Below are 21999 nucleotides of genomic sequence, written 5' to 3' on the forward strand. Positions count from 1 at the left end.
GGTTCTTTTTAGTAGCCATTTCAAATAAACGGGCCAGAATTTCACCAGTTGCCGTTCCAAGACTGGCCATCACAAATCGCCAGTCCATGGCAGCAATTGCGACCTTGGTACCGTCAATGGTTCCAATTCCCGAAAGGACACTTTCGTTAATACCGGTTACTTCCCGTGCTTTTTTCAATTTAGCTACGTACTGAGCGTCTTTAAATTTTTTCGACGCCTTCAACTCCGTGTTAATTGGGGTAAAATCGTCACACATCATTGCAATGCGTTCTTTGGCCCCAATTCTGAAGGCATAACCACAATTCGGACACTCTTTGTACTTACCCAACTTCTTTTTAAAAAATGTGACCCCACAGTATGGACATTTTATCCAAATATCTTCAGGAATTTGATCCATTCTTCTGGATAGTTCATCAGAACTCAAATTCTCAAAATTATTTTTTGCCATGTTTCTTCATCCATTCTTTTAAGAACGTACTTTCAATATAATTATTGTTAAAATCACCGGCTAAGAAATGCTTGTCCGCTAACAGTGCAATCAAGAAATCTCGGTTGGTTTTAACTCCTTCAATGTGAAATTCATTAAGAACCCGTCGCATTTTGTGTACTGCCTGCTTCTTAGTCGGTAAATGAACGATGATCTTGGCAATCATCGAATCATAGTACGGCGAAATGACGTCATTTTGTCCAATTCCCGAATCAACCCGGACACCCTTGGTTCCGTAAGTTTGATGCAGGCTGGTGATTTTACCGGGCGATGGGGCAAAATTATTGCTAGGGTCCTCAGCGTCAATTCGACACTCAAGAGCGTATCCCTTCACTTCACAATCTGATTGAGTAAAGGGTAACCTTTCTCCTTCAGCAACCAAAATTTGGGCCTTGATGATTTCAACATCAGCTACTTCTTCGGTAATGGTGTACTCAACCTGCAGTCGCGTATTCATTTCCATAAAGTAGAAGTTATGATCTTGATCCATTAAGAATTCATATGTACCTGTATTTGTATATTGGATTCCCTTGGTAGCGTTTACTACAATCTGACCAAGTTCTTTTCGTTTGTCAGGGTTAATCTCAGAACAAGGACTCTCCTCAATTACCTTTTGATGATTACGTTGAAGTGAGCAGTCCCGTTCTGGGAAATAGACGATGTCGCCATGTTCATCAGCAATGACCTGCATCTCGATGTGTTTGGCATCATTTAGGTCTTTTTCCATGTACAACCGATCGTCTCCAAACGAAAGCTTAGCTTCCCGCTTGGTATCCTGAAAAGCCTTTAAAAGTTCATCATCATCGGCAACCTTCCGAATTCCTTTGCCTCCGCCACCTGCAGCAGCTTTTAGCATAACCGGATAACCAATCTGATGAGCAACTTTTTTAGCCTGCTCGACGGAATCGATGAAGCCATCACTACCAGGAATCGTTGGAACCCCGCTCTTCTTCATGGCTTCTTTCGCGTGCCCCTTGTTACCCATGAGGTTAATGACCTTGGCACTTGGTCCAATGAACTTCACGCCACATTGATTACAAAGTTCGGCAAAATCAGCGTTTTCAGACAAAAAGCCATACCCCGGGTGCAAAGCATCACAACCGGTTAATACCGCTGCATCAACAATTGCCGCCATATTGAGATATGACTCGTCTGGAAATGGTCCACCGATACATACTGACTCATCGGCCAATTTTACGAATAAACTATCGGCATCAGCCGTTGAATAAACCGCCACCGCTTTAATATTCATATCATGAAGCGCACGGATAATCTGGACCGCAATTTCGCCCCGATTAGCCACCAGTACCTTTTTAAACATTAAATCACCTTTCACTCACTATGATTCAACCGCAAACATCAACGTTGCATTAGCGATTTCTTGTCCATCCCTAGTTACAACGCCCTTTCCAATTCCAATATTATGTTTAACCTTCAGTAAATCCACCTTGAGATGTAAAACGTCCCCTGGTCTGAAGTCATCTTTAAATTCCGCTTGCTTAATCCCACCAAAGAACGCGTTTTTTCCGTGATACTCTGGCATTGATAATAAGGCCACTACCCCAGTCTGAGCCATCGATTCAAGCACTAATGGTCGTGGCAACGTAGGATGATTGCCCTGATTAGCAAAATACCACTCGTTACCAGCCAGCATCTTAGTCGCCGTGGCTCCCTCACCAGGAGTAATGTCCTCAATCTTATCAATCATTTGAATTGGAGGACGTTGAGGAATGTAATCATTAACATTCAGTGTCATAATTAGTCCTCCTTAATCTCGTAAACCGGTTCGTTATACTCAACCATGGAGCCATTATCAACCAATCGTTTAACAATCGTTCCACTAATGGGACTCTTAACTTCGTTAACCATCTTCATGGCTTCAATAACGCAAACCGTCTCACCCTTTTCAACCCGATCACCATCTTTTTTAAAATCAGGTTTCTCAGGACTAGGAGCAAAATAAAGAATCCCTACCATGGGCGCCTTTAACTGATAATTATCATTGGTTGGCGCATTAAGCTGCAAGTTTTCTTTTTTGGCTTTCTTTTCATCACCAACATCACTTTTTTCAACGTGTGTTACTGGCTTTGAATGACTATCAATTTTTGAGAAATAAACCTGTTGACCATTTTCATCAACTTTTAATTCCTGCAGATTTGACTTATCAAATTTTGTAATTAACTTTTCAATATCTTTTTCATTCATTATTGATTCCACTTCTTTATTGCAAGGACCGCGTTATGGCCACCAAATCCAAACGAGTTACTAATTGCCGTATTAACTGATCGTTTAGCGTTGGTCTGATCAACCAGTCGAATATGACTCTCGGGATCCTGATGAGTAACCCCAACGTTTACGGGCATCTGGCTCCGTTTCATGGCTCCAAGGATCGCTACCGCCTCAATGGCTCCGGCAGCTCCCAATGCATGACCGGTCATCCCCTTAGTTGAGCTAACCAAAACGTGATCATTATCGTTAAATAACTTACTGATGGCCTTAGACTCAGCAATATCGTTGGACTGAGTAGCGGTTCCGTGAGCATTAATGTAATCCAAATCAGACGTCTTAATGTTAGCTTCATCAAGTGCTTGTTGCATTGCTCCAATGGCACCTTCTCCGTCTGGATCTGGAGCAGTTAGGTTATAAGCATCACTGGTTTGGCCGTAACCCACGATTTCACCTAAGATATGTGCACCACGTGCTTTTGCGTGATCATAATCTTCAAGAACAAGGGTTCCAGCACCGGCACCCATTACAAAGCCATCACGATCTTGATCGAATGGCATCGAAGCGCGTTCGGGATCTTCACTTGAAGATAAGGCTGTTAAGGCAGCAAAGGCCGAAATGCCGACGGGGGTAATCGCTGCTTCGGATCCTCCCGCAATCATCATCTTGGCCTTTCCAGCCTTGATGTATTCGTATGCATCCCCAATGGCGTTGGTCCCAGTTGCACAAGCAGTTACCACTGCTTTACTGGTATTTTTTGCACCAAAGTAGATTGAAATATTTCCAGCCGCCATGTTAATGATGGTTTCTGGAATAAATAACGGGGAAAGTCGACGTGGACCCTTCTTATACATCTTGAGAACCTGTGTTTCGATGGTACTAATCCCACCGATTCCAGATCCATAGATGACACCCAGATCCTTTCCATCGTACTCACCACGTTTTAACCCAGCTTGATTCATTGCTTCCACGGCACTATAAAGTGCGTATTGTGCAAATGGATCTACTCGATGATAGTCTCGTTTAGCTAAGCGTTTGCCTGGATCAAAGTCCTTTACACCAGCTGCCACGTGAGCTTTAATCTCAGAAGTGTCAAAACTAGTGATTTTTTCAATTCCGACCTTTGAAGCCAACAAATTATCAATAAAAGTTTCAGCATCGTTTCCGATCGGGGTTACTGCACCCATACCCGTAACAACAACTCTATTACCCAATTGAATCCTCCCTTAAGTAAACGGAACTACATTGTGAGTCCGCCATCAACAGTGATTACTTGACCAGTAATGTATTGATTATTAATTAAAAACTCGATTGTTTCGGCTACTTCTTCAGCATTTCCAAAACGATGAAGTGGGATAGTATCTTCCCACTTTGAAATAATCTTGTCGCTTAACTTAGCCGTCATATCGGTCTTAATCATTCCGGGAGCAACCGCGTTACAACGGACGCCTCGAAGTGATCCCTCTTGAGCGGTGGTCTTAGTTAAACCGACAATTCCTGACTTACTGGCAGAATAATTGGCTTGGCCCATATTTCCATGAAGACCTGAAATACTTGAAGTGTTTACAATTACTCCAGCTCGTTTCTTTTGCATGGTCTTTAAAGCATACTTCGTCATGTTGAAGGTTCCAACCAAGTTCGTATCTAATACGGCCTTGAAGTCTTCTTCACTCATCCGAGTTAGTAATTTATCCTTGGTAATGCCAGCGTTATTCACCAAAACGTCCAAGTGATCATGCTCGTCTAGAATTTGATTAACCATTGATTCGGCGTCTTCTTCTTTTGAAACATCACCAATAAGAATCTCAATCTCGGTATCAAACTGTGACTTTAAATCTTTTACCTCATCGTCACTCAGTTCTCTATGCGAGTTAATGATCACCAAATTATTGGAATTCTTAGCTAAACGTTTGGCAGTTGCCAGACCAATTCCCTTGGTAGCACCAGTAATTAAGACCGTGCTCTTATCATTTGTTGTTGTCATGAATTAGTCCTCCAAACCAAGTTTTTCTTGTAAGTCAGTTAATTTCTTTAAACTATCAACACTATACGCGTTAACATCTTTAAGCGTTTTTTTCACAAATTTAGTTAGGGTATTTCCAGGCCCGATCTCAATGAGCGTATCAACCCCATAATTATTAACCATCAATTCCAAATCTTCTCTAAAATGGGTGGGGTTAACTAATTGACGTGTCAACGTATCGGCCAGATTATTCTCATTAAAGAGACCCACATCGGTGTTACTAATAACTGGGATGGTGGGAGTCTTAAATGTGACGTTCTCCATGCGCTTGGCCAGTAAATCACTCGCTAATTGCATAAGTGGCGTGTGAGAAGACACCGCCACTTTTAATGGAACGACGCGCTTAGCACCCCGTTCCTTAAGGACCGCACTGGCTTTTTCAACCCCAGCTTTGGTTCCGCCAATCACAGTTTGTTCACTTGTATTAAAGTTGGCAGGATACGCTCCGTCAATTTTACTGGTAACATCGACCACTACGTCCGGGTCAATTTTTAGGACCGCTGCCATGGAGCCTGGATTTTGTTTCCCGGCTTCATCCATATAGTGGCTTCGATCCCGAACTAGTTTTAATCCTGATTGAAAAGATAGTGCTTTAGCGGATACTAAAGCACTATATTCACCCAAACTAAGTCCCATCATCGCTTGAGCCTTTGGTAATTGATCCGCTAAAATGCGATAAATACCATAACTCATCGTTAAGATGGCAACCTGAGTGTTTTCAGGATCGTCAAAAACCTTGGGATCGGATAGATCGAGATTTAAAGTCCGTGACGCGGTATCGACCACGTTTCGATAAGTATCATTATTTTGATACAAGTCAGATCCCATGCCAGGAAACTGTTGTCCCTGTCCACTGAATAAATAACCGATTTTCAAAATTCAAAACACTCCTAAATCTTATTTACTTTTTGTCCTTGTCGTCAATCTGTTTGGCAACGTAATCAACCAAGTCAGAAACAGTTTCCATACCTTCGTCACTGTCAATTTCGATGTCGTAGGCATCTTCTAAGGCATCAACGATTTCAAAGATATCTAGTGAATCTAAGTCCAAGTTATCCTTGAAGTTGGCGTCCATCTTGATGTCATCTGGGTTGATATCGGTTTGGTCAGTAACCACCGATTTAATCTTGTCAAAAATCTGATTCTTATCTGCTTTTTCAGCCATAAATAATCACTCCATTAATAAAATTTATTTGTTCTCAATAATTAATTATAACAGTTCCAGTAGTTAATCCGCCACCAAAACCGACAAGGGCAATCTTGTTCCCTCTTTGAATTTTACCGCTTGTAAGCAAATCTGCCAATAGCAGCGGTTCACTGGCCGCCGCTGTATTGCCGTACTCATCAATATCTATCGGGAATCGATTTTTTGGTAAGCCCAGCTTTCTGACAACACTCGCAATGATACGTGCATTGGCCTGATGCATAACAAAAACATCAATGTCATTGAGTGATAAATTCGCATCAGTCAGTGCTTCTTTAATTGAAAGTGGAACCTTTTTTAAAGCAAAATTAAAAACCTGGTGGCCATCCATCTTGAAAAATTGTTTTTCTTGGTTTGGATTTTTGCCAAAGGGGGTAACGTCAGCAAAATGGCCAGCCGTTAGTGCTGAACCTAAATTACCAAAAGTCTTAAGCGATTCCCCTAAAACTTGTGAAGATGAGCTGGGATCATTTTGAACTAACACCCCAGCTGCCCCATCACCAAAAAGCACGGCGGTTGATCGATCTGACCAGTCCAGAAGTTTACTTAAAACTTCTGCCCCAATCAAGATTCCACAACTACCGCTCTTTTTTGCTAACAGTGAATTAAGGATCGACGTTCCGAATGCAAAGCCAGTACATGCTGCGTCGATGTCAAAAGCAACCGCGTTCGTGGCGCCGATAGCTCCTTGAACGCTGGCAGCCGTTGCTGGTGTCTGATAATCAGACGACATCGTGGCTACAACCACGTAATCCAAGTCTTTGGGATCAATTTGGGTCTTCTTTAAAAGCGCGTGGGCAACCTCAATGCTCATTGAAGTAGTGGATTCGTCCGTTGCAATGTGCCGGCGTGAGATTCCTGTGCGTCGCTTAATCCATTCATCAGAAGTATCCATAATCTGAGCTAAGTCATCATTAGTGACCACCCGATGTGGAACACTCTTGGAACTTGCCATAATCTTAAAAGCACTCATTACCTAACACCTACTAATCATCAATCAAGCCGATCTGCTAACGAAAACTCCAAGGTGGCCGAGCAGGCCTTATTACCGTCCACTTCACCATCAGCTGCTACAACGTATCTGCCGTTAGCAGCTTCTTTAAGATCAACATGAACTTTCAAAGTATCGCCGGGTCGAACCATGTGACGAAACTTGACGTTCTTTGTTTTATCGAGTTTCGTTTCTTTTTTCTGGGGATCTTCATCAATTGATTTCAAAATTAGGATTGACGCCACCTGAGAAAGGGTCTCAACAATTAGGACTCCCGGCATTAATGGAAAGCCAGGAAAATGACCCTGAAAATAGTTTTCATTAGCGGTCACGTTTTTCACCGCATCAATTGACTCGCCTGGAGTTAGTTGATCTACCCGATCCACAAATAAGGTCGGATTTTTGTTTGGAAGAATTTCCATAATTTTATCAATGCTTAACTGTTCCATTTTTTCATCTCACAAAATTTAGTTTGACGTTACAGATGTGACGTTTGGTAACACCCTAACGCTTATTTAAGCTCAAAGCTTCATTACTTACTAACAAAACTTTATCCTTCGAATTATATCCAATGGCCCAACGATTTCCGTATCGATCTCCAGGAATTCCAGGAAATTTATCGGCTTCATCACTGTCCATATCTTGTAAATAATCGTATGATTCGGGAATTGGGGCTGAATATCGATCAATTCCAACACCATCAACATAATACATCCGCCAATGTTTGGTGTCATTCATGAAATGATGTTCCTGATCATAGGATCCAGGCATCACTTCAACACTATATTCAGGGTAATCTGGATTAACCAGAACAGTATGACCATTATTCATCATCGCAGAATAATAGGTCCCATAGTCCACCAAATCAGGATAACGATGACGTTCGATTTTTTGTCGTGGCGCCAGTTCAATATCTGTTCCATCAATCACTCTTCGTTTATTAGGATGTCGCTTTTCATCGATTTCAGTTTGAAATTTTTTCAAAAATCCATTGGCTGATCCATGCAACTTTGAAATGCCATCCGAAATCCGATTTTTTCTAACCAATATACTGTCCCTCCTTAAATTTTTTAACACTTGATTTTACCACATCGGAGACTAAATTCTAACGTTTGCACCCTCAAATATCGTATACTTACTTATAGTACAAGAGATTCAATAATCGATGGAGGTAGGCAAGAAAAATGGAATTAAAGCTTGAACGAATCTACACCAAACCCGCTGATAAAGACGGTTATCGTATTTTAGTGGATCGGTTATGGCCCCGTGGAATTTCCAAGGTCAATGCCGATCTGGATGTCTGGTTTAAATCAATTGCCCCGAGCACCGACCTTCGGAAGTGGTTCGGACATGATCCAGCTAAGTTTGATGAATTCAAACAAAAATACCTGGAAGAATTAAAAAACAATTCACAGATGCCAGGATTTGTATCATTAGTGGCCACTCATTTAAAATCTGGTAACGTAATTTTATTGTATGGAGCGAAGGATACCAAGCACAATCAAGCAATTATTATCTATCACTACTTGCTAGACCAACCAGAGATTAAAGCAGAACTCAATCAGTAATGGAGGAATTTAACATGAAAACAGTAAAAATTGGTAAATCAGACGTCACCACAGTTCCATTAGGTTTAGGTACCAATGCCGTTGGTGGACACAACTTGTTCCCTAATCTAAGTGATCAAACTGGAATCGAAATCGTTAAAACAGCCCTAGATTCTGGAATCACCCTTTTGGACACCGCTTTTGCATACGGCATGGGTGAATCAGAAAAGCTTATTGGTGAAGCCATCAAAGATTATGATCGTTCCAAGATCCAGATCGCTACCAAAGGTTGTCAAAAAGTTCAAAGTGATGGCAGCGTTGTGATCGATGACTCACCAGAATACTTGAAACAATGCGTTGAAGATAGCCTCAAACGACTTCAAACGGACTACCTTGACATCTTTTACATTCATTTTCCAGACGATCATACTCCATTAAACGAATCGGTTGCTGCTCTAAATGAAATGAAAAAAGCTGGTAAGATTCGTGCCATCGGAGTCTCAAACATGTCAATGGACCAATTAAAACAAGCTAACCTTGACGGCTTAGTTGACATTGATGAAGAGGAATACAACCTAATCGACCGATCGGCAGAAAAAGAAAGATTCCCATACCTGAAGGAACATGATATTTCGTTTGTACCATTCTTCCCACTGGCATCAGGTCTTTTGACCGGTAAGTACAGTAAGGAAACCAAGTTCCCTGAAGACGATATTAGACATGATAACCCTGACTTTAAGGGTAAAGAATTCGAAAAAATCGTTGATAAGGTTGATCAATTAAAGCCAATTGCTGACAAACACGATGCCACAATTGCCCAAATTGTCCTAGCTTGGTACATTAAGAATCCTGATATTACAGTTGTCATTCCTGGTGCTAAGAAACCAGAACAAGTTAAGAGTAATGCTAAAGCCCTGGATATCAATCTTACTCATGCTGAGTACGATCAAATTAATACCCTTTTTAAATAATAATTAGAATATTAAAAAGAGCTTACCGCTGGTAAGCTCTTTTTTTACGTTAATTTACTTTTTAATTTCGCGATAGAAAATAATCTGAGCCGCTGAGTTCCAAAAGCTAATGATGATCATCGGGATGTAGACTAGCACTGAAACCACAGCAACAACGATCCCATTCCCTTTAAAAGCTGAGGTGATGGCAGTCAGCAGAATGGTTAACACCATGTACATGCAGAAAAACAACAGTTGTAATCCAAAGAAGTTCCATTTGTATCCCTTAGTCGTTTTCCATGCATCCGTAAATGCCTGGGTAATGCCAACCTCATCGCCAGCTTCAATATTGTCTTGATACGAATACATCCATAGTCCCCAACCAACGGATAAAATTACTCCGGGAACGATGAACAGTAGCGTTGCAAATGCTTCAGCAAGTGCCATCAAAAGTCCCACAAGAATAATAACAGGCCAGTTATACTTCCGGTTAAAAGCCACAAAGGCATTCTTGAACTTGAAACTCCCCGTCTGCATACTTTTGGCATATCCCATTGCTAACGAGGCCGAAAATAAGATGCCCACTAACCCGACAATTAGCTCAAAGATTGAGAAAAGGGCCCTTTGCATCCCCTGCAGCTTCAATAGCATTGAAGGATCAGAAAATGCCCCAACAATTCCTGCTGGAATCCCCATTAAAAACATCATCCACCAGTGTTTCTTAACAACTTCCCACGACTTCGTCATTGCGTTTGCAATCATATGTAATTCCTCCATTTTCCGTTACTAGAATTATCACACGCCCCGTTCGTTTTGACAATGTAAAAAGCACAACCAAATGGCTGGTTGTGCTTCATTTTGTTATTTAATTTCCTCATAAAATTTTGCGTAACCCATGAAAATCCATACATTAAAGAAAAGAAAAACTGCAAACGCCATCAGACCAATTAAAATCAGAAAGATGGTTCCTAAAATCTTTAACGATAGAGCAACGGCAAAGATCGCCCACAAGATAATTCCGATAATTCCTAACAACAGGAAAATTGCCAGGGCAACTAATAATAAGGTAAATTTGAATCCAAAGAGGCTCCATCGATGTCCCTTCATCATTTCTAAAGAGGCTCTAACACCATAAAAGAAGGAAACGTGCTTATTTTGCCCTTTGGCTTCAAAGTAAGCCAGATACATAAACTGCAGTCCTAGTCCAACGTAGGCATACAAAAAGAACCAGGCAACTATTAAACCAATCCCGACGATCGCAATCAACAGTTTCAGCCACACGTTTAGAGAAAAGCTTCCTAACAGGGTCGCAATCCCAAAAATTCCACCTATCGTGACACCAGCATATAAAATCATAATCACAATTATAAGAAGTGAATAACCAATCGAAATCAGCCACGTGTTACCCCTAGTAAAAACTGCAAACGCATTTTTAAGGGGAAAGTGGCCGTCTTTTTCACCTAAAAGATATCCCATAATAATGGACATCCCCAAAATATTGGTGATAAGTGTGATCACGATTCGCATGATCATTGAAACACCTGATGTAAAAATATCGTCCAAGTTCATGATCTGAGTTTCCTTCATAAAATAGATCTCGAGCCCAGTTAAAGCGAAATAAATAATCACATACGGAATCGTCATCAAGAGGAGTCGCCAGAAATATTTTTTGGTGGTACTAAGTGCTTTACTAATTGCTTCAATTGCCATAGATATGATACTCTCCCTTAAAATTAATTAGGTCCAGGATAACGAACTTTTGCGTAAAATGAAAATCCACAAAAAAAGAGAAGCCCATCAGCTTCTCTTTTAAAATTATCTTATTAACTATTTAATTTCTTCGTAGAACTTGATATTAGCCATTGCGAACCATACCGTGTAAAAAATTGAAATAGCAACGGCAAGAACAGCCAAAACTGCTTCTAGTACAATCGCAAAGACGGTCCAAGTTAGCATTGAAGCAAAGATCCACCATAACAAGGCCCCAACTACCGCAATGATAGCAAAGGTAACGACGGCAATGATTAAGGTCAAAAGTTTCAAACCAATCAAATCCCAACGCTTACCATTCATGAGGTTCCAAGATTTCGAGAATCCAGCCATCAAATGCAATTCTTGACCTTTCCGTTTAGCGTCAAAGTAAGTTAGGTAGATAAAGGCTAGGCCGGTAGCAACGAAAATCCAAGCGATTCCGACTAAAGCCAAAATCACAATGCCCACAATAATCAGAGCAATGATCTGAGCGGTTGTGGTATTAAAACCAAAGGCCTGGGGTACAAATGACGCACTAATTACCCCAACGGCGGCAACAAATAGTGCTCCAAAAATGAAGCTAATCAGATCCATGAAGGCAGCGTATAAGGCTGCTACCAACCAAGTATTCCCCTGCTTAAAGGCCACAAAGGCATCTTCAAACTTAAAGGTCTCGGTCTCATCACCAGTCAGATAACCCATGGCGGCCGACTCGAACAGAACCACTCAGATAATTCCAACCAAGACGGATATTAACCAGACACTAAAACTAGCGCCAAAACTATAACTTAAACTCAAAGCTTCAGAATTCTGCAGGCTGCTAACAACTCCGCCAAGAATCGCAGAGATTAGGATAGCGGGAACAACCATTGCCAGCAAGATCCAAAAATGCTTTTTAGTGATATTTAAGGCACTTTTAATTGCTTTAATAATCATAATATTTCTCCTTTTGTTAATTTGTTTTACCCTTTTATTATAACTAAATCTTAATAAAAACGCTATCAGTTGCCATTGCAGGCAATAAAAAAAGAGAAGCATAGGCTTCTCTTTTGATTAATATTAATCGTCCCATTGATCAACAGTGTCAACTGGAGCATCAGGATTTCCGTTCCAACGGAAGTCACCGTACCAAATTGAACGCTTGTCAACGTTTAGACTGTTAATTAAACGAATGTCGTCATCATCAAGTTCAAAGTCAAAGATGTCAGCATTAGCTTGGATATACTTTTCGTGAGCTGACTTTGGAATTGAAATGATACCACGTTGCATGTCCCAACGAAGGATGATTTGTGCGGTTGATTTACCGTATTTTTCAGCCAACTTCTTAACAAGTGGATTGCCTAAGGCTTCTCCACCACCAAGTGGTGACCATGCTTCGAGTTTGATGTCATTTAAATCACAGTATTCTTTAATGTCAGCTTCTTGTTCCAATGGATGGAATTCCATTTGGTTAACGGCTGGCTTTACGGAAGAATGCTTCATTAAGTCTCTAAGACGACGAATGTTGAAGTTTGAAACTCCAATTGCGCGAGCTTTACCTTCATGATAAATCTTTTCAAGGGCGCGCCATGTTTCCTTGTACTTGCCATTTACTGGCCAGTGAATCAATAGTAAATCAACATATGGAGTTTGAAGACGCTTCAATTGGCCTTCAAAAGCTTCAAGTGTTGAGTCATATCCTTGATCACCGTTAAATACTTTAGTTGTTAGAAAAACGTCTTCACGTTTTAATCCATTGTCAGCTAAGCCCTTTTTCAGACCCTCACCAACACCGGCTTCATTACCATATTGTTTAGCGGTATCGATTGCTCGATAACCATCGTTTAGTGCCCATTCAACGGATTGAGCGGCAGTTTTGTTGTTACTCTTCCAAACACCCATTCCTAATTGGGGCATTTCAACGCCATTATTTAAACGTACTTTTGATTCTAAGTCTCTACTCATACTTAACACCTCCATGAATACATTGTAGGATATCACGCTATTTATTTCATGGATTCTGCTTATTTATTTTGGGTTAAAGTAACCGTAAAATCGAGAATTCCCTTGTTCACGACGTTTAAAATGTACTGAAATAACATCAAAATCCACGCAAACGCCAGCGTAAACGAGGTAATCTCAAAAGCTGTGAGTGAAAAGTAGTGCACGACCTGGAAGAGAATACTGGCTAGTACCAGGAGAAAACCAATCAGATAAGAGGTCTTTAAAAAGTTCTTGGAAATCCCCGGCCACAGCCACCGAATTCCTGCAATTAAAATAATGATAATCCAGACTAACGACCACCCAAATTGCGTATGCCAGAAGTGCATCCACGGAATCTGAATGTCATTTGGAATGATCCCGATCGCAGCAACGTTAAAAGCCATTAGGGTCATGAGGGTCCTTAAAACCCAAGTCTGAACCGTGGGCTTTTGCACCGACTTCAATGAAACAAACAAGAAATCAATCACGGCCCACATCAACAAAGCCGAGAAAATAATGGTCAAATTAAACTGCCAGCTATCAGTGGCTCGGCTGGTACCAAGAAAGCTCAGGTTGTGTTTCCACCAGTAACGATGACTATTAGATGACATGGAGATGAGGACTCCAGACACGATGATCAGGTTTAAGAGATCAACTAGTAACGTGGGCGTCAAAGCCACGGCTACCCCGATCATGACGTAGTTTACGATTCCCTCTAAAACCGCAATGATGATAGTCGCTGTATAAACATCAAACGTTGCTCCCTTAAAGGCAATTCCCAGAATCCAAAAGATTCCCAGCAATCCAACCAACAAGCTAGCCGTAAATGACAGAACAATCGTTGGGAAATTTCGCCAATAAATGTTGCGATAAATGGTATTTTGCGGATTTTTCCGACTCTTCACCAGAAAAAGCGTGAATAAGAGTGCACCAAAAATCAGACCAAAAATAATGGTTCCACTTGCAATCGAAAACTGACCACTCAAGGGAATAATTCGAAAATTCCGATACTTAAAAAATATTAGAACCATGATGGCAGTTAAAATGGCCGGAACGAGTGACCACCAGATGGACACGTTCCAAGAGTCCGTACTCCCATCATTGATTTTTTCAACTATCATCCCTTGCCGCCGTAACGCTAGCTTCAATTTAGCACCGGGCTTAATGTGCAAGCGTTCTACCACTTGATTTGGAATGGCAATTTTATACTTGGGTTTTTCTTTCATTATGCTTCCTCGTTCGTTATGAATTTAAAAATAATCTCATTTCTCCATTATAACGAACATCGAAGTAATTATTAAAAAAAGAAGCAGAATTTGAACAATTCTGCTTCTTAATTAATTATAAGTTTAAATTATTTGTCGTCACCAGTGAAATCAAAGACAACTCGACCAACAATCTTACCGGCCTTCATGTCATCAATGACGTTATTGATGTTTTCCAATTTGTCGGTTCTAACGATTGGTTTAACCTTTCCTTCAGCACCGAACTGGAAGGTTTCTCTTAGGTCTTGTCTAGTTCCTACAAGTGAACCAGCAACCTTGATGCCGTCAAGAACCGTCTTATCAATGTTAAGTGCCATGTCACCCTTAGGAAGAGCAACGGCAACCAATGTTCCATTAGGTCTCAAGGCGTTAACTGATTGAGTGAAAGCGTCTGGATTAACGGCCGTAACGATAGAATCGTAAACACCGCCAACCTTGTCCTGGATTTGTTCAGCTACGTTACCATCGTGACGGTTAATCAAAACATCGGCACCGTTCTTTTTAGCGGCTTCCAACTTCTTGGGGTCACCGTCAACGACAACCACTGGGGCACCAAAAACGTTGTGAGCTAATTGAACTCCAAGGTTACCTAAACCACCGGCACCTACGACTTCAACCCACTTACCTGGTTTCGTGTCACCAATTTTCAAGGCTTTATAAGTCGTAACACCCGCACAGGTTAATGAAGTTGCTTCTACGGGATCCAAACCTTCTGGAACCTTAACGGCGTACTTAGCGTCTACAATACATTCTTCAGCCATCGCACCATTAACGGTGAAACCGGAGTTTTTAACGTTCCGACATAGAGTTTCATTCCCAGTAACACAGTACTCACAAGTTCCGTCGGCTGAGTAGAACCAGGCAATCGAAACCCGATCACCAATCTTTAAGTCGGTTACATCGTCGGCAACTTGAATTACTCGGCCAACGCCTTCGTGTCCAATGATTCGGCCAGGAACCTCACCGAAATCACCTGAAGCCACGTGCAAGTCAGTGTGACAAAGACCACAATATTCAACTTTAACTAGGGCTTCACCCTCATGAATTGGACGTAACTTGACGTCTTTAACGTCTACATATCCATCTGAATTATCTCTAACAACTGCTGCTTTAACCATAATCACTTCTCCTATTTTTGTAATTATATTCATCTATCTATCAACAATTCCTATCATATAGTTAAATTTTTCACGTGTCAATAACGAATTGTAAGCGATAACAGATCGTAATATATCCTTAAAAATTGGGAAATAAAAACGGTAATTTATTTCCATGACCATGGATCATGGTGCCACTTGTTCAACCGTTCATACTCATCATTTTGAATTTGTTCATCGTTAAGCATTTGCTTAATTAATTCTGGATAAGTTAGTAGTGGCACAAATTTTAAATTAGCCTTTTTAAAATTATCAGTAGCGTCCGCAAACCCATAGGAGAAAATTGAAACCACCCCGTCAACTTGATAGCCGTCAGCTTGAACTGCCTTGGAAGCTTTAATCACGCTTCCACCAGTTGAAATCAGGTCATCAATTAAGACAATGTGGTCAGATGGAGTTACCTTTCCCTCGATTTGTTTACTGGTTCCGTGATCTTTGGGCTTGGATCTGACGTAGATCATCGGTAACTGCATTTCTTCCGCTACCCACGCAGCATGAGGAATACCAGCGGTGGCAACACCGCCAATGACAGTGGCGTTGGGAAAATTAGTTTCAATCAAATGACCAAGGGCCCGATAAATTTTACGTCTTAACTTCGGATACGAAATGGTCAAACGAAGGTCCGTATAGATTGGCGACTTAATCCCACTCGCAAACGTAAACGGCTTACTAGGGTTGAGTTGGACAATTCGATCACTCACGAGGTCCTTTAAAATGCTAGTTGTATTCATCATTAATCCACCCTTTTCTTAAGATTCCATTCATCATCATACTTTTGATAGGATCGATAGGGATGCTCATTCTGAGTAATTGGCCTTCCGACGACAATGGCGGAAGCACCGTGTTCTCGAGCCTGCTCTGGAGTTGCCACCCGCTTCTGATCCTCACTGGCGTCATCCCTACTCCGGATGCCAGGAACCACGTAGTCAAAATCATCGCCGACCTGTTCCACGAGATCATTCAATTCTTTGGCAGACGTAATTACGCCATCACAACCAGATGCCTTGGCTAAGTTAGCAAGGGAAACGACCTGTTCATTCATAGTTAACGAACAGTTTTGTTCGTTAGTAAGCGCCATCTGGGAAATGGAGGTTAATTCGGTTACTCCTAGTAGCTCGGGTACCTTCTTATTTGCCTCCCTACTCCCATCAACTAGCCCCCGTTTGGCGGCACGCATCATCTCACTACCACCAAGGGTATGAACCGTCACGTAATCGACTCCCAGTTTGGCCAGTTGAAACATTCCAGCATAAACCGTATTGGGAATGTCCATTAACTTTAGATCCAGGAAAATCGAGCATCCTTTATTTTGAATTTCCTGCACTGCCTCTGGTCCGTAACGGTAAAAGAGTTCCATCCCAATCTTAACGGTCAACTGTTCTGGGTACGGAAATTGATCAAGAAAAGTATTCACATCCATCTGGGTTGGAAAATCCAACGCGATCATCATTGTTTTTTTCATTTTTTACCTCACAAAAATGGACCATTCCGAGACAAATGTCAGAGAATGGTCCTTTAGAATTAAATTTATATGAATTGATAAACATAATTTTGGCTTCTCTGAACCAATTTAATTAATGATTACTCCTAATATAGGGAAGATTGGTCGGCTCGTCAAGTTCAAATTGGACCTTGCGAAAATAATTTTGCTATGCAATAATCGCTAACAGCAACAAATAAAAAAGACCAGTGAGTCTTAATTTGGAGGAAATTATGGATAATAATATAACCAATGATACTGAGCACAGCCATGCAATGAGCAAGAACCAAAAACTAGTTTTACTATCATCTAGTTCTGGATTTGGTCTTGAAAACATGGATGTGCTCTTTCTATCTTTCACGATGAGTTCGATGATTGCTTCACTCCACATTTCAGCCGGAGCTGCCGGTCTGATTGGAACCATTACTAACTGGGGAATGTTACTTGGTGGAGTCATCTTTGGCTTTCTGGGCGATCGATTTGGTAGGGTCAAAACGTTTACATACACCATCTTCATCTTTGCGTTTGCGACGGCTTTAATGGGATTTGCCAACAACATCTATCTCATTTACTTTTTGAGACTACTGACCGGAATCGGAGCAGGCGGTGAATACGGGCTTGGAATTACGCTCCTTGCGGAAGCCTTTCCCAAGAATAAGTTAGGTAAAATGTCGTCGATTGCTTCGGTTGGCGGTCAAGTCGGTGCACTGCTTGCGGCAGTCTTAGCTGCTTTTATTATTCCCAACTTGGGTTGGCACGCACTCTACCTATTTGGATTAATTCCCATCGTTTTAATCTTCTTCGTTCGTCGACACCTTTCGGAATCCAACGAATTTCTGAAGTCCAAGCAGGAACAAACCATTTCTACCGCAGAAGCCATTCGAAAATACATGTTTTCTGACTTTCAAACGTCCTATCAAAGTATCGGTTTGATGATCATGACCACCGTTCAAATCGCTGGTTATTTCGGTCTTATGAACTGGTTACCCACCATCGTTCAAAAGCAAAGCGGATTGAACGTTGCCGGATCATCACTTTGGATGATTTCCACCATTATCGGAATGAGTGTGGGAATGATGACCTTTGGTTCTATCTTGGATCGTATCGGTCCTAGACTTTCATTTGGAATCTTTTTAATTGCATCGTCAATCATGGTCTATCTCCTGGTCTTCGCCCACACTACGATTGCCCTCCTAGTAATTGGAGCGATCGTCGGTTTCTTCTCCAATGGGATGTATGGTGGATACGGTGCGGTTGTCAGTCAACTCTACCCCACCGAAGTTAGAAGTAGTGCTAATAACATTATTGTTGGTGTCGGTCGCGCGGTTGGCGGAATGTCATCGGTAATCATTGGGATTTTAATGGACCAGTATAACCTGATGGTTGTAATGATTTTCCTTTCCGTTCTATATTTAATTAGCTTTGTGACAATGCTAAGCATCCCTGGCATCAAAAAATTAAGTAAAAAGGCGAAATTAAGTGCAAATAGCTAACACTTTTTGTTAAAAAGAATTAAAATAGAAGTGAATAAATGAAAAGGGGATATATAACATGGCTGATGATTTTGAAACACCACGTGTATTAGACGAAAAGATGTCAGAAGTATTTGATTGGAGCGATGACTCAATTCCTGTCCGTGATGCCTTATGGGATCACTACATGGAAGATAACAGTCATGACACCATGAAGACTGAATCTGACATGGAAAAGTACTTAGACATGAGCGATGACGACGTTAAAGCTGATGCTGAAAAGTTACTTAAGAAATAATTTTTTATTTTCCTGAGTCCATCAATTAATTGATGGATTCTTTTTTATACAAAGAAAGGGAGATGACATTTTTGCCATCTCTCTTTTTAATTATTAACCCTACCGATTTGTAACCAACTTATATCCCCGCATTGGCACCGTCTTGATCCTATCTTTTAAACCCACTTGACCAAGTTTATGTCTCAATCTGCTGATATCATCTTCAATGGCATCTTTGTCAATAAAAGCACCGTTGGCCCACAGAAAAGTCATTAATTCTTTTTTTGATACTAGCTTGTCTTTGTGCTCAATAAAAAGCACCATCAGCGAGGTCTCAGTAGCGGTTAATTTAATGGATTGAGTATTACTACTCAACTCACCTACCGCCGGATTTAAAGTGAATCCATCAAAGCTGAACTCATTCGTCGTACCTGCCAAATTATCATTTCCCTTCTTTTTAAAGATCCTCACAAAAAAAGAGAAGCTACCATTGCAGCTTCCCTAGAAATTATAGATTATTAATCGTTGTCGTCCAAATCATTAACAACTTTTTCGTAATCCTTCATGAATTTGTCGTAAGCGGCTGAGTCAAACTTGTCGAACTTGCCAACTTCATGAAGGGTTCGTTTGATTTCATGAATAGCACGGTGTTCTTCCAACCAACTATGAACTTTGTGGCCCTCTTTTGATTCAGTGCCCTCTTTGTCCAAAGTCTTTTGCAACTTGTTCATGATTTCTGAAATCTTGTCCAATGCTTTTGTTTCTTTACTTTCTTCTGCCATAATAATCTCTCCCTTTATTAAGATTGACACTATTATATCCTGAAAGATTGGGCTTTCAAACCAATATGCTCAAATGCTTAAGAAAGTTATAAGAGCTCCTCTTGATTCTTGTGGCGTTGGACATACTGAAGGATGTAAACCGCCAGAATAACCAGGACAGCACCTAAGACTTCAACCCAACTAATGTGAGTATGTAAGAAGATCACACTCAGGACAAAGGTCGCTACTGGTTGAATCGCATCCAGTAAACTGATGACCTCTGATGAGGTAAAACGAGAAGCGTAGATTAGTGAGGAGAAAGTAAGCAAAGTTCCGAACAGAATGATTCCACAAACGCCAAGCACTCCGCCCATTCCTAAGTGGGGAACGTTGGTCCATACCGGGTGGTTAATGTTAAAGGCTAAGCTGGCAATTAAAGTTCCCCAACCAAGAACCACGATGGGTGAATTATCGTGAGCCAATGGACGTGGCAGAACCACGTATAAAGCAGCGGTAATTCCAGAAATAATTCCCCAGAAAAATGAGTCCATTGGAATTGATAGTTGTGAAATATCACCCTTGGTAATTGATAAAAACACTCCAGCCAAGGCCAAAACGAAGACCACGATGTCCATCTTCATCGGCTTTTTATGCATAAACACAAATCCACCTAATAAGATAAACAGTGGTGATAGGTACTGCAAAATCGTAGTTGCGGCTGCGTTACCGGTCTGAATACTGACATAGAAACTTCCCATGTTAGCTGCTAGTCCAAACAAACCATACAAAACCAACCACATGATTGACTTCCACGACTTAAAGACACTAAAGATTCCCTTACCATAAATAATGGCACTAACTAGTAACAAAACAATGGCCGCACCAGTGGTACGGGCTGATAGAAACCAGGAAGCTGGAATCCCAACATTTTGTGAAACATACTGTGTAATGACACCAGCAACACCCCATGAAGTTGACGCAAACGCCGCTAAACAAATTCCCTTAACGGTGTTGCTCATCTTACCCGTTCTACTTTTCATATTATCTCCTCACAGTTTCCAATTAATCCAAGTGTGACTCAGCTTCATCAATAACTTTTTTATCAACATAATCATCTAAAAAACGTTCCATCGGCGTATACCGATGCCGTTTGTTAAAAGATACACTAAAATCCTGCACAATGGCAACCCTTAATCGATTTTCCGTTAAAAAAACTTGACCGATCCGATGAAAATGGCCCCTAGTATGTTTCCCAATTCGCCAAGTATGAAGTTTAAAATTGCCGTTCTCATCTTTTTTAATTACATAATTACCGGCATCATCCATTGCCAGTGGAACTCCGGTAAAACGCATTACTTTATATTTATTTGCCATGATTATCTTTGTTACAGCTTCTGTTGTTTCACGTTTCGGCGCTTGGAATCTTGCAAAATGTAAATTGCGAGAATTACCAACACCGATCCAACTACTTCCATCAAACTAATCTTAGTATGTAAGAAGAGCACACTCAAGATGAAAGTGACAACTGGCTGAACAGCATCCACCAAACTAACGTCTTCTGAAGAAGCAAAATGCAAACTGTGAAGCAAACATGCAAATGGAATGACCGTTCCAATGATTACGATGGCTCCAATTCCAACGATGGCTCCAGTAGTTAGGTGTGGAACCCCAACCCAAACTGGTTGATGAATGTTAAAGACCAATCCCGCAATCAAAGTTCCCCAACCGAGAACTACGATGGGCGAATTTTCTTCCATTAGTGGACGAGGGATGACCACGTAACAAGCGGCGGTAATTCCAGAAACAATTCCCCAAAGTAGGGCTGGAAGTGGGATGGCTAATTGATTAATGTCACCCTTAGTAATTGCCAGAAAGACCCCTACAAGAGCTAGTAGAAAAACGATTAAATCGATCTTGTAAGGTCGCTTATGCATGAACAAAAATCCACCCAACAGGATAAATAATGGCGATAAGTACTGCAGGATCGTTGCCGAAGCAGCATTTCCATCCTGAACACTAAGGTAAAATGACATTAGGTTAGCACCTAATCCGATGATTCCATAGGCGACGATACAAATAATGGACTTCCAGTCTTTAAAGACATGGAAAATCTTGGTTCCATACATGATGGATCCGATTACTAAAAGCAAAATTCCAGAAAAAATGGTTCTTACTGACAAGAACCATGAGGCTGGAATGGCCGCATTTTGTGAGACAAACTGAAGGACCACTCCAGAAATACCCCAAAAGGTTGATGCCAGGGTTGCCCAGGCAATCCCTTTTAATACTTTACTTTTTCCGATGCTAGTCTTATCTTCACTCATATTTTCACCCTAACTCGGTCACGACCGATTTATTTTTTTACATATTAATAAGTTAATTTTAGGCGTAAAGCGAAAGCCGGTCAATAGTCCATGTCATTTTAGATGACACAAAAAAGAGAGG

The 21999-nt window shown here is 41.0% G+C and carries 28 protein-coding genes and 1 pseudogene; 4 read left to right on the top strand and 25 right to left on the bottom strand.

Translation table 11 applies throughout. From position 1 onward, the window contains the following. The 11 genes and pseudogenes from LfDm3_RS00640 to LfDm3_RS00690 all read right to left on the bottom strand — a co-directional run. Nucleotides 1–448, bottom strand: a pseudogene (locus LfDm3_RS00640) (acetyl-CoA carboxylase carboxyl transferase subunit beta); the annotation flags it as partial. Further along, nucleotides 435–1808: an acetyl-CoA carboxylase biotin carboxylase subunit gene (locus LfDm3_RS00645; protein WP_039143085.1), complete on the bottom strand. Its 1374-nt coding sequence runs from the start codon at nucleotides 1806–1808 to the stop codon at nucleotides 435–437. The gene LfDm3_RS00645 and the pseudogene LfDm3_RS00640, both read right to left, overlap by 14 nt. An 18-nt stretch (nucleotides 1809–1826) precedes the next feature. Beyond that, the gene (locus LfDm3_RS00650; RefSeq protein WP_039143088.1) at nucleotides 1827–2243 is read right to left on the bottom strand and encodes a 3-hydroxyacyl-ACP dehydratase FabZ family protein; all 417 of its coding nucleotides are present in this window, start codon (nucleotides 2241–2243) and stop codon (nucleotides 1827–1829) included. 2 nt (nucleotides 2244–2245) lie between these two features. Next, nucleotides 2246–2692, bottom strand: coding sequence for an acetyl-CoA carboxylase biotin carboxyl carrier protein (locus LfDm3_RS06890; protein ID WP_039143090.1), 447 nt, complete (start codon nucleotides 2690–2692; stop codon nucleotides 2246–2248). After that, nucleotides 2692–3927: a beta-ketoacyl-ACP synthase II gene (gene fabF, locus LfDm3_RS00660; RefSeq protein WP_082019940.1), complete on the bottom strand. Its 1236-nt coding sequence runs from the start codon at nucleotides 3925–3927 to the stop codon at nucleotides 2692–2694. The genes LfDm3_RS06890 and fabF overlap by 1 nt, the downstream gene beginning before the upstream one ends. Nucleotides 3928–3953: 26 nt before the next feature. Further along, nucleotides 3954–4697: a 3-oxoacyl-ACP reductase FabG gene (gene fabG, locus LfDm3_RS00665; RefSeq protein ID WP_039143093.1), complete on the bottom strand. Its 744-nt coding sequence runs from the start codon at nucleotides 4695–4697 to the stop codon at nucleotides 3954–3956. A gap of 3 nt (nucleotides 4698–4700) precedes the next feature. Beyond that, nucleotides 4701–5612 (bottom strand): ACP S-malonyltransferase, encoded by a 912-nt coding sequence (locus LfDm3_RS00670; RefSeq protein ID WP_039143097.1) that lies wholly within the window; start codon nucleotides 5610–5612, stop codon nucleotides 4701–4703. A gap of 25 nt (nucleotides 5613–5637) precedes the next feature. Beyond that, complete coding sequence (locus LfDm3_RS00675) at nucleotides 5638–5901, bottom strand: acyl carrier protein (RefSeq protein WP_039143101.1); 264 nt, start codon at nucleotides 5899–5901, stop codon at nucleotides 5638–5640. 34 nt (nucleotides 5902–5935) lie between these two features. After that, nucleotides 5936–6913, bottom strand: a complete 978-nt coding sequence (locus tag LfDm3_RS00680) for a beta-ketoacyl-ACP synthase III (protein ID WP_039143104.1) — start codon at nucleotides 6911–6913, stop codon at nucleotides 5936–5938. 20 nt (nucleotides 6914–6933) lie between these two features. After that, nucleotides 6934–7380 carry a 3-hydroxyacyl-ACP dehydratase FabZ gene (gene fabZ, locus LfDm3_RS00685; protein WP_039143105.1) on the bottom strand — a complete coding sequence of 149 codons (447 nt, stop codon included), beginning with the start codon at nucleotides 7378–7380 and terminating at the stop codon, nucleotides 6934–6936. 55 nt (nucleotides 7381–7435) lie between these two features. Continuing rightward, nucleotides 7436–7978 carry a hypothetical protein gene (locus LfDm3_RS00690; protein ID WP_010022510.1) on the bottom strand — a complete coding sequence of 181 codons (543 nt, stop codon included), beginning with the start codon at nucleotides 7976–7978 and terminating at the stop codon, nucleotides 7436–7438. A 137-nt stretch (nucleotides 7979–8115) separates the two neighbouring features. Between LfDm3_RS00690 and LfDm3_RS00695 the strand changes: the two genes are divergently transcribed. Both LfDm3_RS00695 and LfDm3_RS00700 read left to right on the top strand, forming a co-directional pair. Next, nucleotides 8116–8499, top strand: coding sequence for a DUF488 domain-containing protein (locus tag LfDm3_RS00695; RefSeq protein WP_039143110.1), 384 nt, complete (start codon nucleotides 8116–8118; stop codon nucleotides 8497–8499). Between the two features lie 14 nt (nucleotides 8500–8513). After that, nucleotides 8514–9449, top strand: coding sequence for an aldo/keto reductase (locus LfDm3_RS00700; RefSeq protein WP_039143114.1), 936 nt, complete (start codon nucleotides 8514–8516; stop codon nucleotides 9447–9449). A gap of 54 nt (nucleotides 9450–9503) precedes the next feature. On the opposite strand, the gene LfDm3_RS00705 is transcribed toward LfDm3_RS00700, so the two are convergent. The 9 genes from LfDm3_RS00705 to pyrF form a co-directional block, all read right to left on the bottom strand. After that, a complete protein-coding gene (locus LfDm3_RS00705; RefSeq protein ID WP_191978909.1) occupies nucleotides 9504–10205 on the bottom strand; it encodes a hypothetical protein in 702 nt (233 codons plus the stop codon). A gap of 84 nt (nucleotides 10206–10289) precedes the next feature. Further along, nucleotides 10290–11138, bottom strand: coding sequence for a hypothetical protein (locus LfDm3_RS00710; RefSeq protein WP_039143117.1), 849 nt, complete (start codon nucleotides 11136–11138; stop codon nucleotides 10290–10292). A 117-nt stretch (nucleotides 11139–11255) separates the two neighbouring features. Further along, the gene (locus tag LfDm3_RS00715; protein ID WP_039143120.1) at nucleotides 11256–11906 is read right to left on the bottom strand and encodes a hypothetical protein; all 651 of its coding nucleotides are present in this window, start codon (nucleotides 11904–11906) and stop codon (nucleotides 11256–11258) included. Beyond that, nucleotides 11907–12116, bottom strand: a complete 210-nt coding sequence (locus LfDm3_RS00720; RefSeq protein WP_039143123.1) for a hypothetical protein — start codon at nucleotides 12114–12116, stop codon at nucleotides 11907–11909. Between the two features lie 123 nt (nucleotides 12117–12239). Further along, the gene (locus LfDm3_RS00725; protein WP_010022503.1) at nucleotides 12240–13124 is read right to left on the bottom strand and encodes an aldo/keto reductase; all 885 of its coding nucleotides are present in this window, start codon (nucleotides 13122–13124) and stop codon (nucleotides 12240–12242) included. 59 nt (nucleotides 13125–13183) lie between these two features. Then, entirely contained in the window at nucleotides 13184–14368 is a 1185-nt protein-coding gene (locus tag LfDm3_RS00730; protein WP_039143126.1) for an AbrB/MazE/SpoVT family DNA-binding domain-containing protein, read from the bottom strand. Nucleotides 14369–14496: 128 nt separating this feature from the next. Continuing rightward, entirely contained in the window at nucleotides 14497–15525 is a 1029-nt protein-coding gene (gene adhP / locus LfDm3_RS00735; protein ID WP_039143129.1) for an alcohol dehydrogenase AdhP, read from the bottom strand. Nucleotides 15526–15671: 146 nt separating this feature from the next. Next, the gene (pyrE, locus tag LfDm3_RS00740; RefSeq protein ID WP_039143132.1) at nucleotides 15672–16295 is read right to left on the bottom strand and encodes an orotate phosphoribosyltransferase; all 624 of its coding nucleotides are present in this window, start codon (nucleotides 16293–16295) and stop codon (nucleotides 15672–15674) included. Between the two features lie 2 nt (nucleotides 16296–16297). Then, nucleotides 16298–17026 (bottom strand): orotidine-5'-phosphate decarboxylase, encoded by a 729-nt coding sequence (gene pyrF, locus LfDm3_RS00745; RefSeq protein ID WP_039143134.1) that lies wholly within the window; start codon nucleotides 17024–17026, stop codon nucleotides 16298–16300. 251 nt (nucleotides 17027–17277) lie between these two features. Between pyrF and LfDm3_RS00750 the strand changes: the two genes are divergently transcribed. Together LfDm3_RS00750 and LfDm3_RS00755 are read left to right on the top strand one after the other, a co-directional pair. After that, on the top strand, nucleotides 17278–18537 hold the full coding sequence (locus LfDm3_RS00750; protein ID WP_039143136.1) for an MFS transporter: 1260 nt from the start codon (nucleotides 17278–17280) through the stop codon (nucleotides 18535–18537). 58 nt (nucleotides 18538–18595) lie between these two features. Further along, nucleotides 18596–18814, top strand: coding sequence for a P8 family protein (locus LfDm3_RS00755; RefSeq protein WP_010022495.1), 219 nt, complete (start codon nucleotides 18596–18598; stop codon nucleotides 18812–18814). Nucleotides 18815–18913: 99 nt separating this feature from the next. Here the strand turns inward: LfDm3_RS00755 and LfDm3_RS00760 are convergent, their stop codons facing one another. From LfDm3_RS00760 to LfDm3_RS00780, 5 genes are all read right to left on the bottom strand, one after another. Beyond that, nucleotides 18914–19264, bottom strand: a complete 351-nt coding sequence (locus LfDm3_RS00760) for a winged helix-turn-helix domain-containing protein (protein WP_052236540.1) — start codon at nucleotides 19262–19264, stop codon at nucleotides 18914–18916. Between the two features lie 47 nt (nucleotides 19265–19311). Continuing rightward, the gene (locus LfDm3_RS00765; RefSeq protein WP_010022492.1) at nucleotides 19312–19575 is read right to left on the bottom strand and encodes a hypothetical protein; all 264 of its coding nucleotides are present in this window, start codon (nucleotides 19573–19575) and stop codon (nucleotides 19312–19314) included. An 86-nt stretch (nucleotides 19576–19661) separates the two neighbouring features. Then, nucleotides 19662–20594, bottom strand: coding sequence for a DMT family transporter (locus tag LfDm3_RS00770; protein WP_039143139.1), 933 nt, complete (start codon nucleotides 20592–20594; stop codon nucleotides 19662–19664). Nucleotides 20595–20616: 22 nt separating this feature from the next. Further along, nucleotides 20617–20928, bottom strand: coding sequence for a DUF7671 family protein (locus LfDm3_RS00775; protein ID WP_039143143.1), 312 nt, complete (start codon nucleotides 20926–20928; stop codon nucleotides 20617–20619). Between the two features lie 11 nt (nucleotides 20929–20939). After that, on the bottom strand, nucleotides 20940–21878 hold the full coding sequence (locus LfDm3_RS00780; protein ID WP_039143146.1) for a DMT family transporter: 939 nt from the start codon (nucleotides 21876–21878) through the stop codon (nucleotides 20940–20942). Nucleotides 21879–21999: the final 121 nt, after the last annotated feature.

This window comes from Fructilactobacillus fructivorans, assembly GCF_000814735.1.
GTDB lineage: Bacteria > Bacillota > Bacilli > Lactobacillales > Lactobacillaceae > Fructilactobacillus > Fructilactobacillus fructivorans.

Excerpts from the sequence above, each read along its gene's own strand:
- LfDm3_RS00705 (WP_191978909.1), bottom strand. The coding sequence starts at position 10,205 with ATGGAGGAATTACATATGATTGCAAACGCAATGACGAAGTCGTGGGAA.
- fabZ (WP_039143105.1), bottom strand. The coding sequence starts at position 7,380 with ATGGAACAGTTAAGCATTGATAAAATTATGGAAATTCTTCCAAACAAA.
- LfDm3_RS00765 (WP_010022492.1), bottom strand. The coding sequence starts at position 19,575 with ATGGCAGAAGAAAGTAAAGAAACAAAAGCATTGGACAAGATTTCAGAA.
- LfDm3_RS00675 (WP_039143101.1), bottom strand. The coding sequence starts at position 5,901 with ATGGCTGAAAAAGCAGATAAGAATCAGATTTTTGACAAGATTAAATCG.
- adhP (WP_039143129.1), bottom strand. The coding sequence starts at position 15,525 with ATGGTTAAAGCAGCAGTTGTTAGAGATAATTCAGATGGATATGTAGAC.
- LfDm3_RS00700 (WP_039143114.1), top strand. The coding sequence starts at position 8,514 with ATGAAAACAGTAAAAATTGGTAAATCAGACGTCACCACAGTTCCATTA.
- LfDm3_RS06890 (WP_039143090.1), bottom strand. The coding sequence starts at position 2,692 with ATGAATGAAAAAGATATTGAAAAGTTAATTACAAAATTTGATAAGTCA.
- LfDm3_RS00755 (WP_010022495.1), top strand. The coding sequence starts at position 18,596 with ATGGCTGATGATTTTGAAACACCACGTGTATTAGACGAAAAGATGTCA.
- LfDm3_RS00725 (WP_010022503.1), bottom strand. The coding sequence starts at position 13,124 with ATGAGTAGAGACTTAGAATCAAAAGTACGTTTAAATAATGGCGTTGAA.
- pyrE (WP_039143132.1), bottom strand. The coding sequence starts at position 16,295 with ATGAATACAACTAGCATTTTAAAGGACCTCGTGAGTGATCGAATTGTC.
- fabG (WP_039143093.1), bottom strand. The coding sequence starts at position 4,697 with ATGACAACAACAAATGATAAGAGCACGGTCTTAATTACTGGTGCTACC.
- LfDm3_RS00680 (WP_039143104.1), bottom strand. The coding sequence starts at position 6,913 with ATGAGTGCTTTTAAGATTATGGCAAGTTCCAAGAGTGTTCCACATCGG.
- LfDm3_RS00775 (WP_039143143.1), bottom strand. The coding sequence starts at position 20,928 with ATGGCAAATAAATATAAAGTAATGCGTTTTACCGGAGTTCCACTGGCA.
- pyrF (WP_039143134.1), bottom strand. The coding sequence starts at position 17,026 with ATGAAAAAAACAATGATGATCGCGTTGGATTTTCCAACCCAGATGGAT.
- LfDm3_RS00730 (WP_039143126.1), bottom strand. The coding sequence starts at position 14,368 with ATGAAAGAAAAACCCAAGTATAAAATTGCCATTCCAAATCAAGTGGTA.
- LfDm3_RS00695 (WP_039143110.1), top strand. The coding sequence starts at position 8,116 with ATGGAATTAAAGCTTGAACGAATCTACACCAAACCCGCTGATAAAGAC.
- LfDm3_RS00645 (WP_039143085.1), bottom strand. The coding sequence starts at position 1,808 with ATGTTTAAAAAGGTACTGGTGGCTAATCGGGGCGAAATTGCGGTCCAG.
- LfDm3_RS00710 (WP_039143117.1), bottom strand. The coding sequence starts at position 11,138 with ATGGCAATTGAAGCAATTAGTAAAGCACTTAGTACCACCAAAAAATAT.
- LfDm3_RS00750 (WP_039143136.1), top strand. The coding sequence starts at position 17,278 with ATGGATAATAATATAACCAATGATACTGAGCACAGCCATGCAATGAGC.
- LfDm3_RS00770 (WP_039143139.1), bottom strand. The coding sequence starts at position 20,594 with ATGAAAAGTAGAACGGGTAAGATGAGCAACACCGTTAAGGGAATTTGT.
- LfDm3_RS00650 (WP_039143088.1), bottom strand. The coding sequence starts at position 2,243 with ATGACACTGAATGTTAATGATTACATTCCTCAACGTCCTCCAATTCAA.
- LfDm3_RS00720 (WP_039143123.1), bottom strand. The coding sequence starts at position 12,116 with ATGATTATTAAAGCAATTAAAAGTGCCTTAAATATCACTAAAAAGCAT.
- LfDm3_RS00780 (WP_039143146.1), bottom strand. The coding sequence starts at position 21,878 with ATGAGTGAAGATAAGACTAGCATCGGAAAAAGTAAAGTATTAAAAGGG.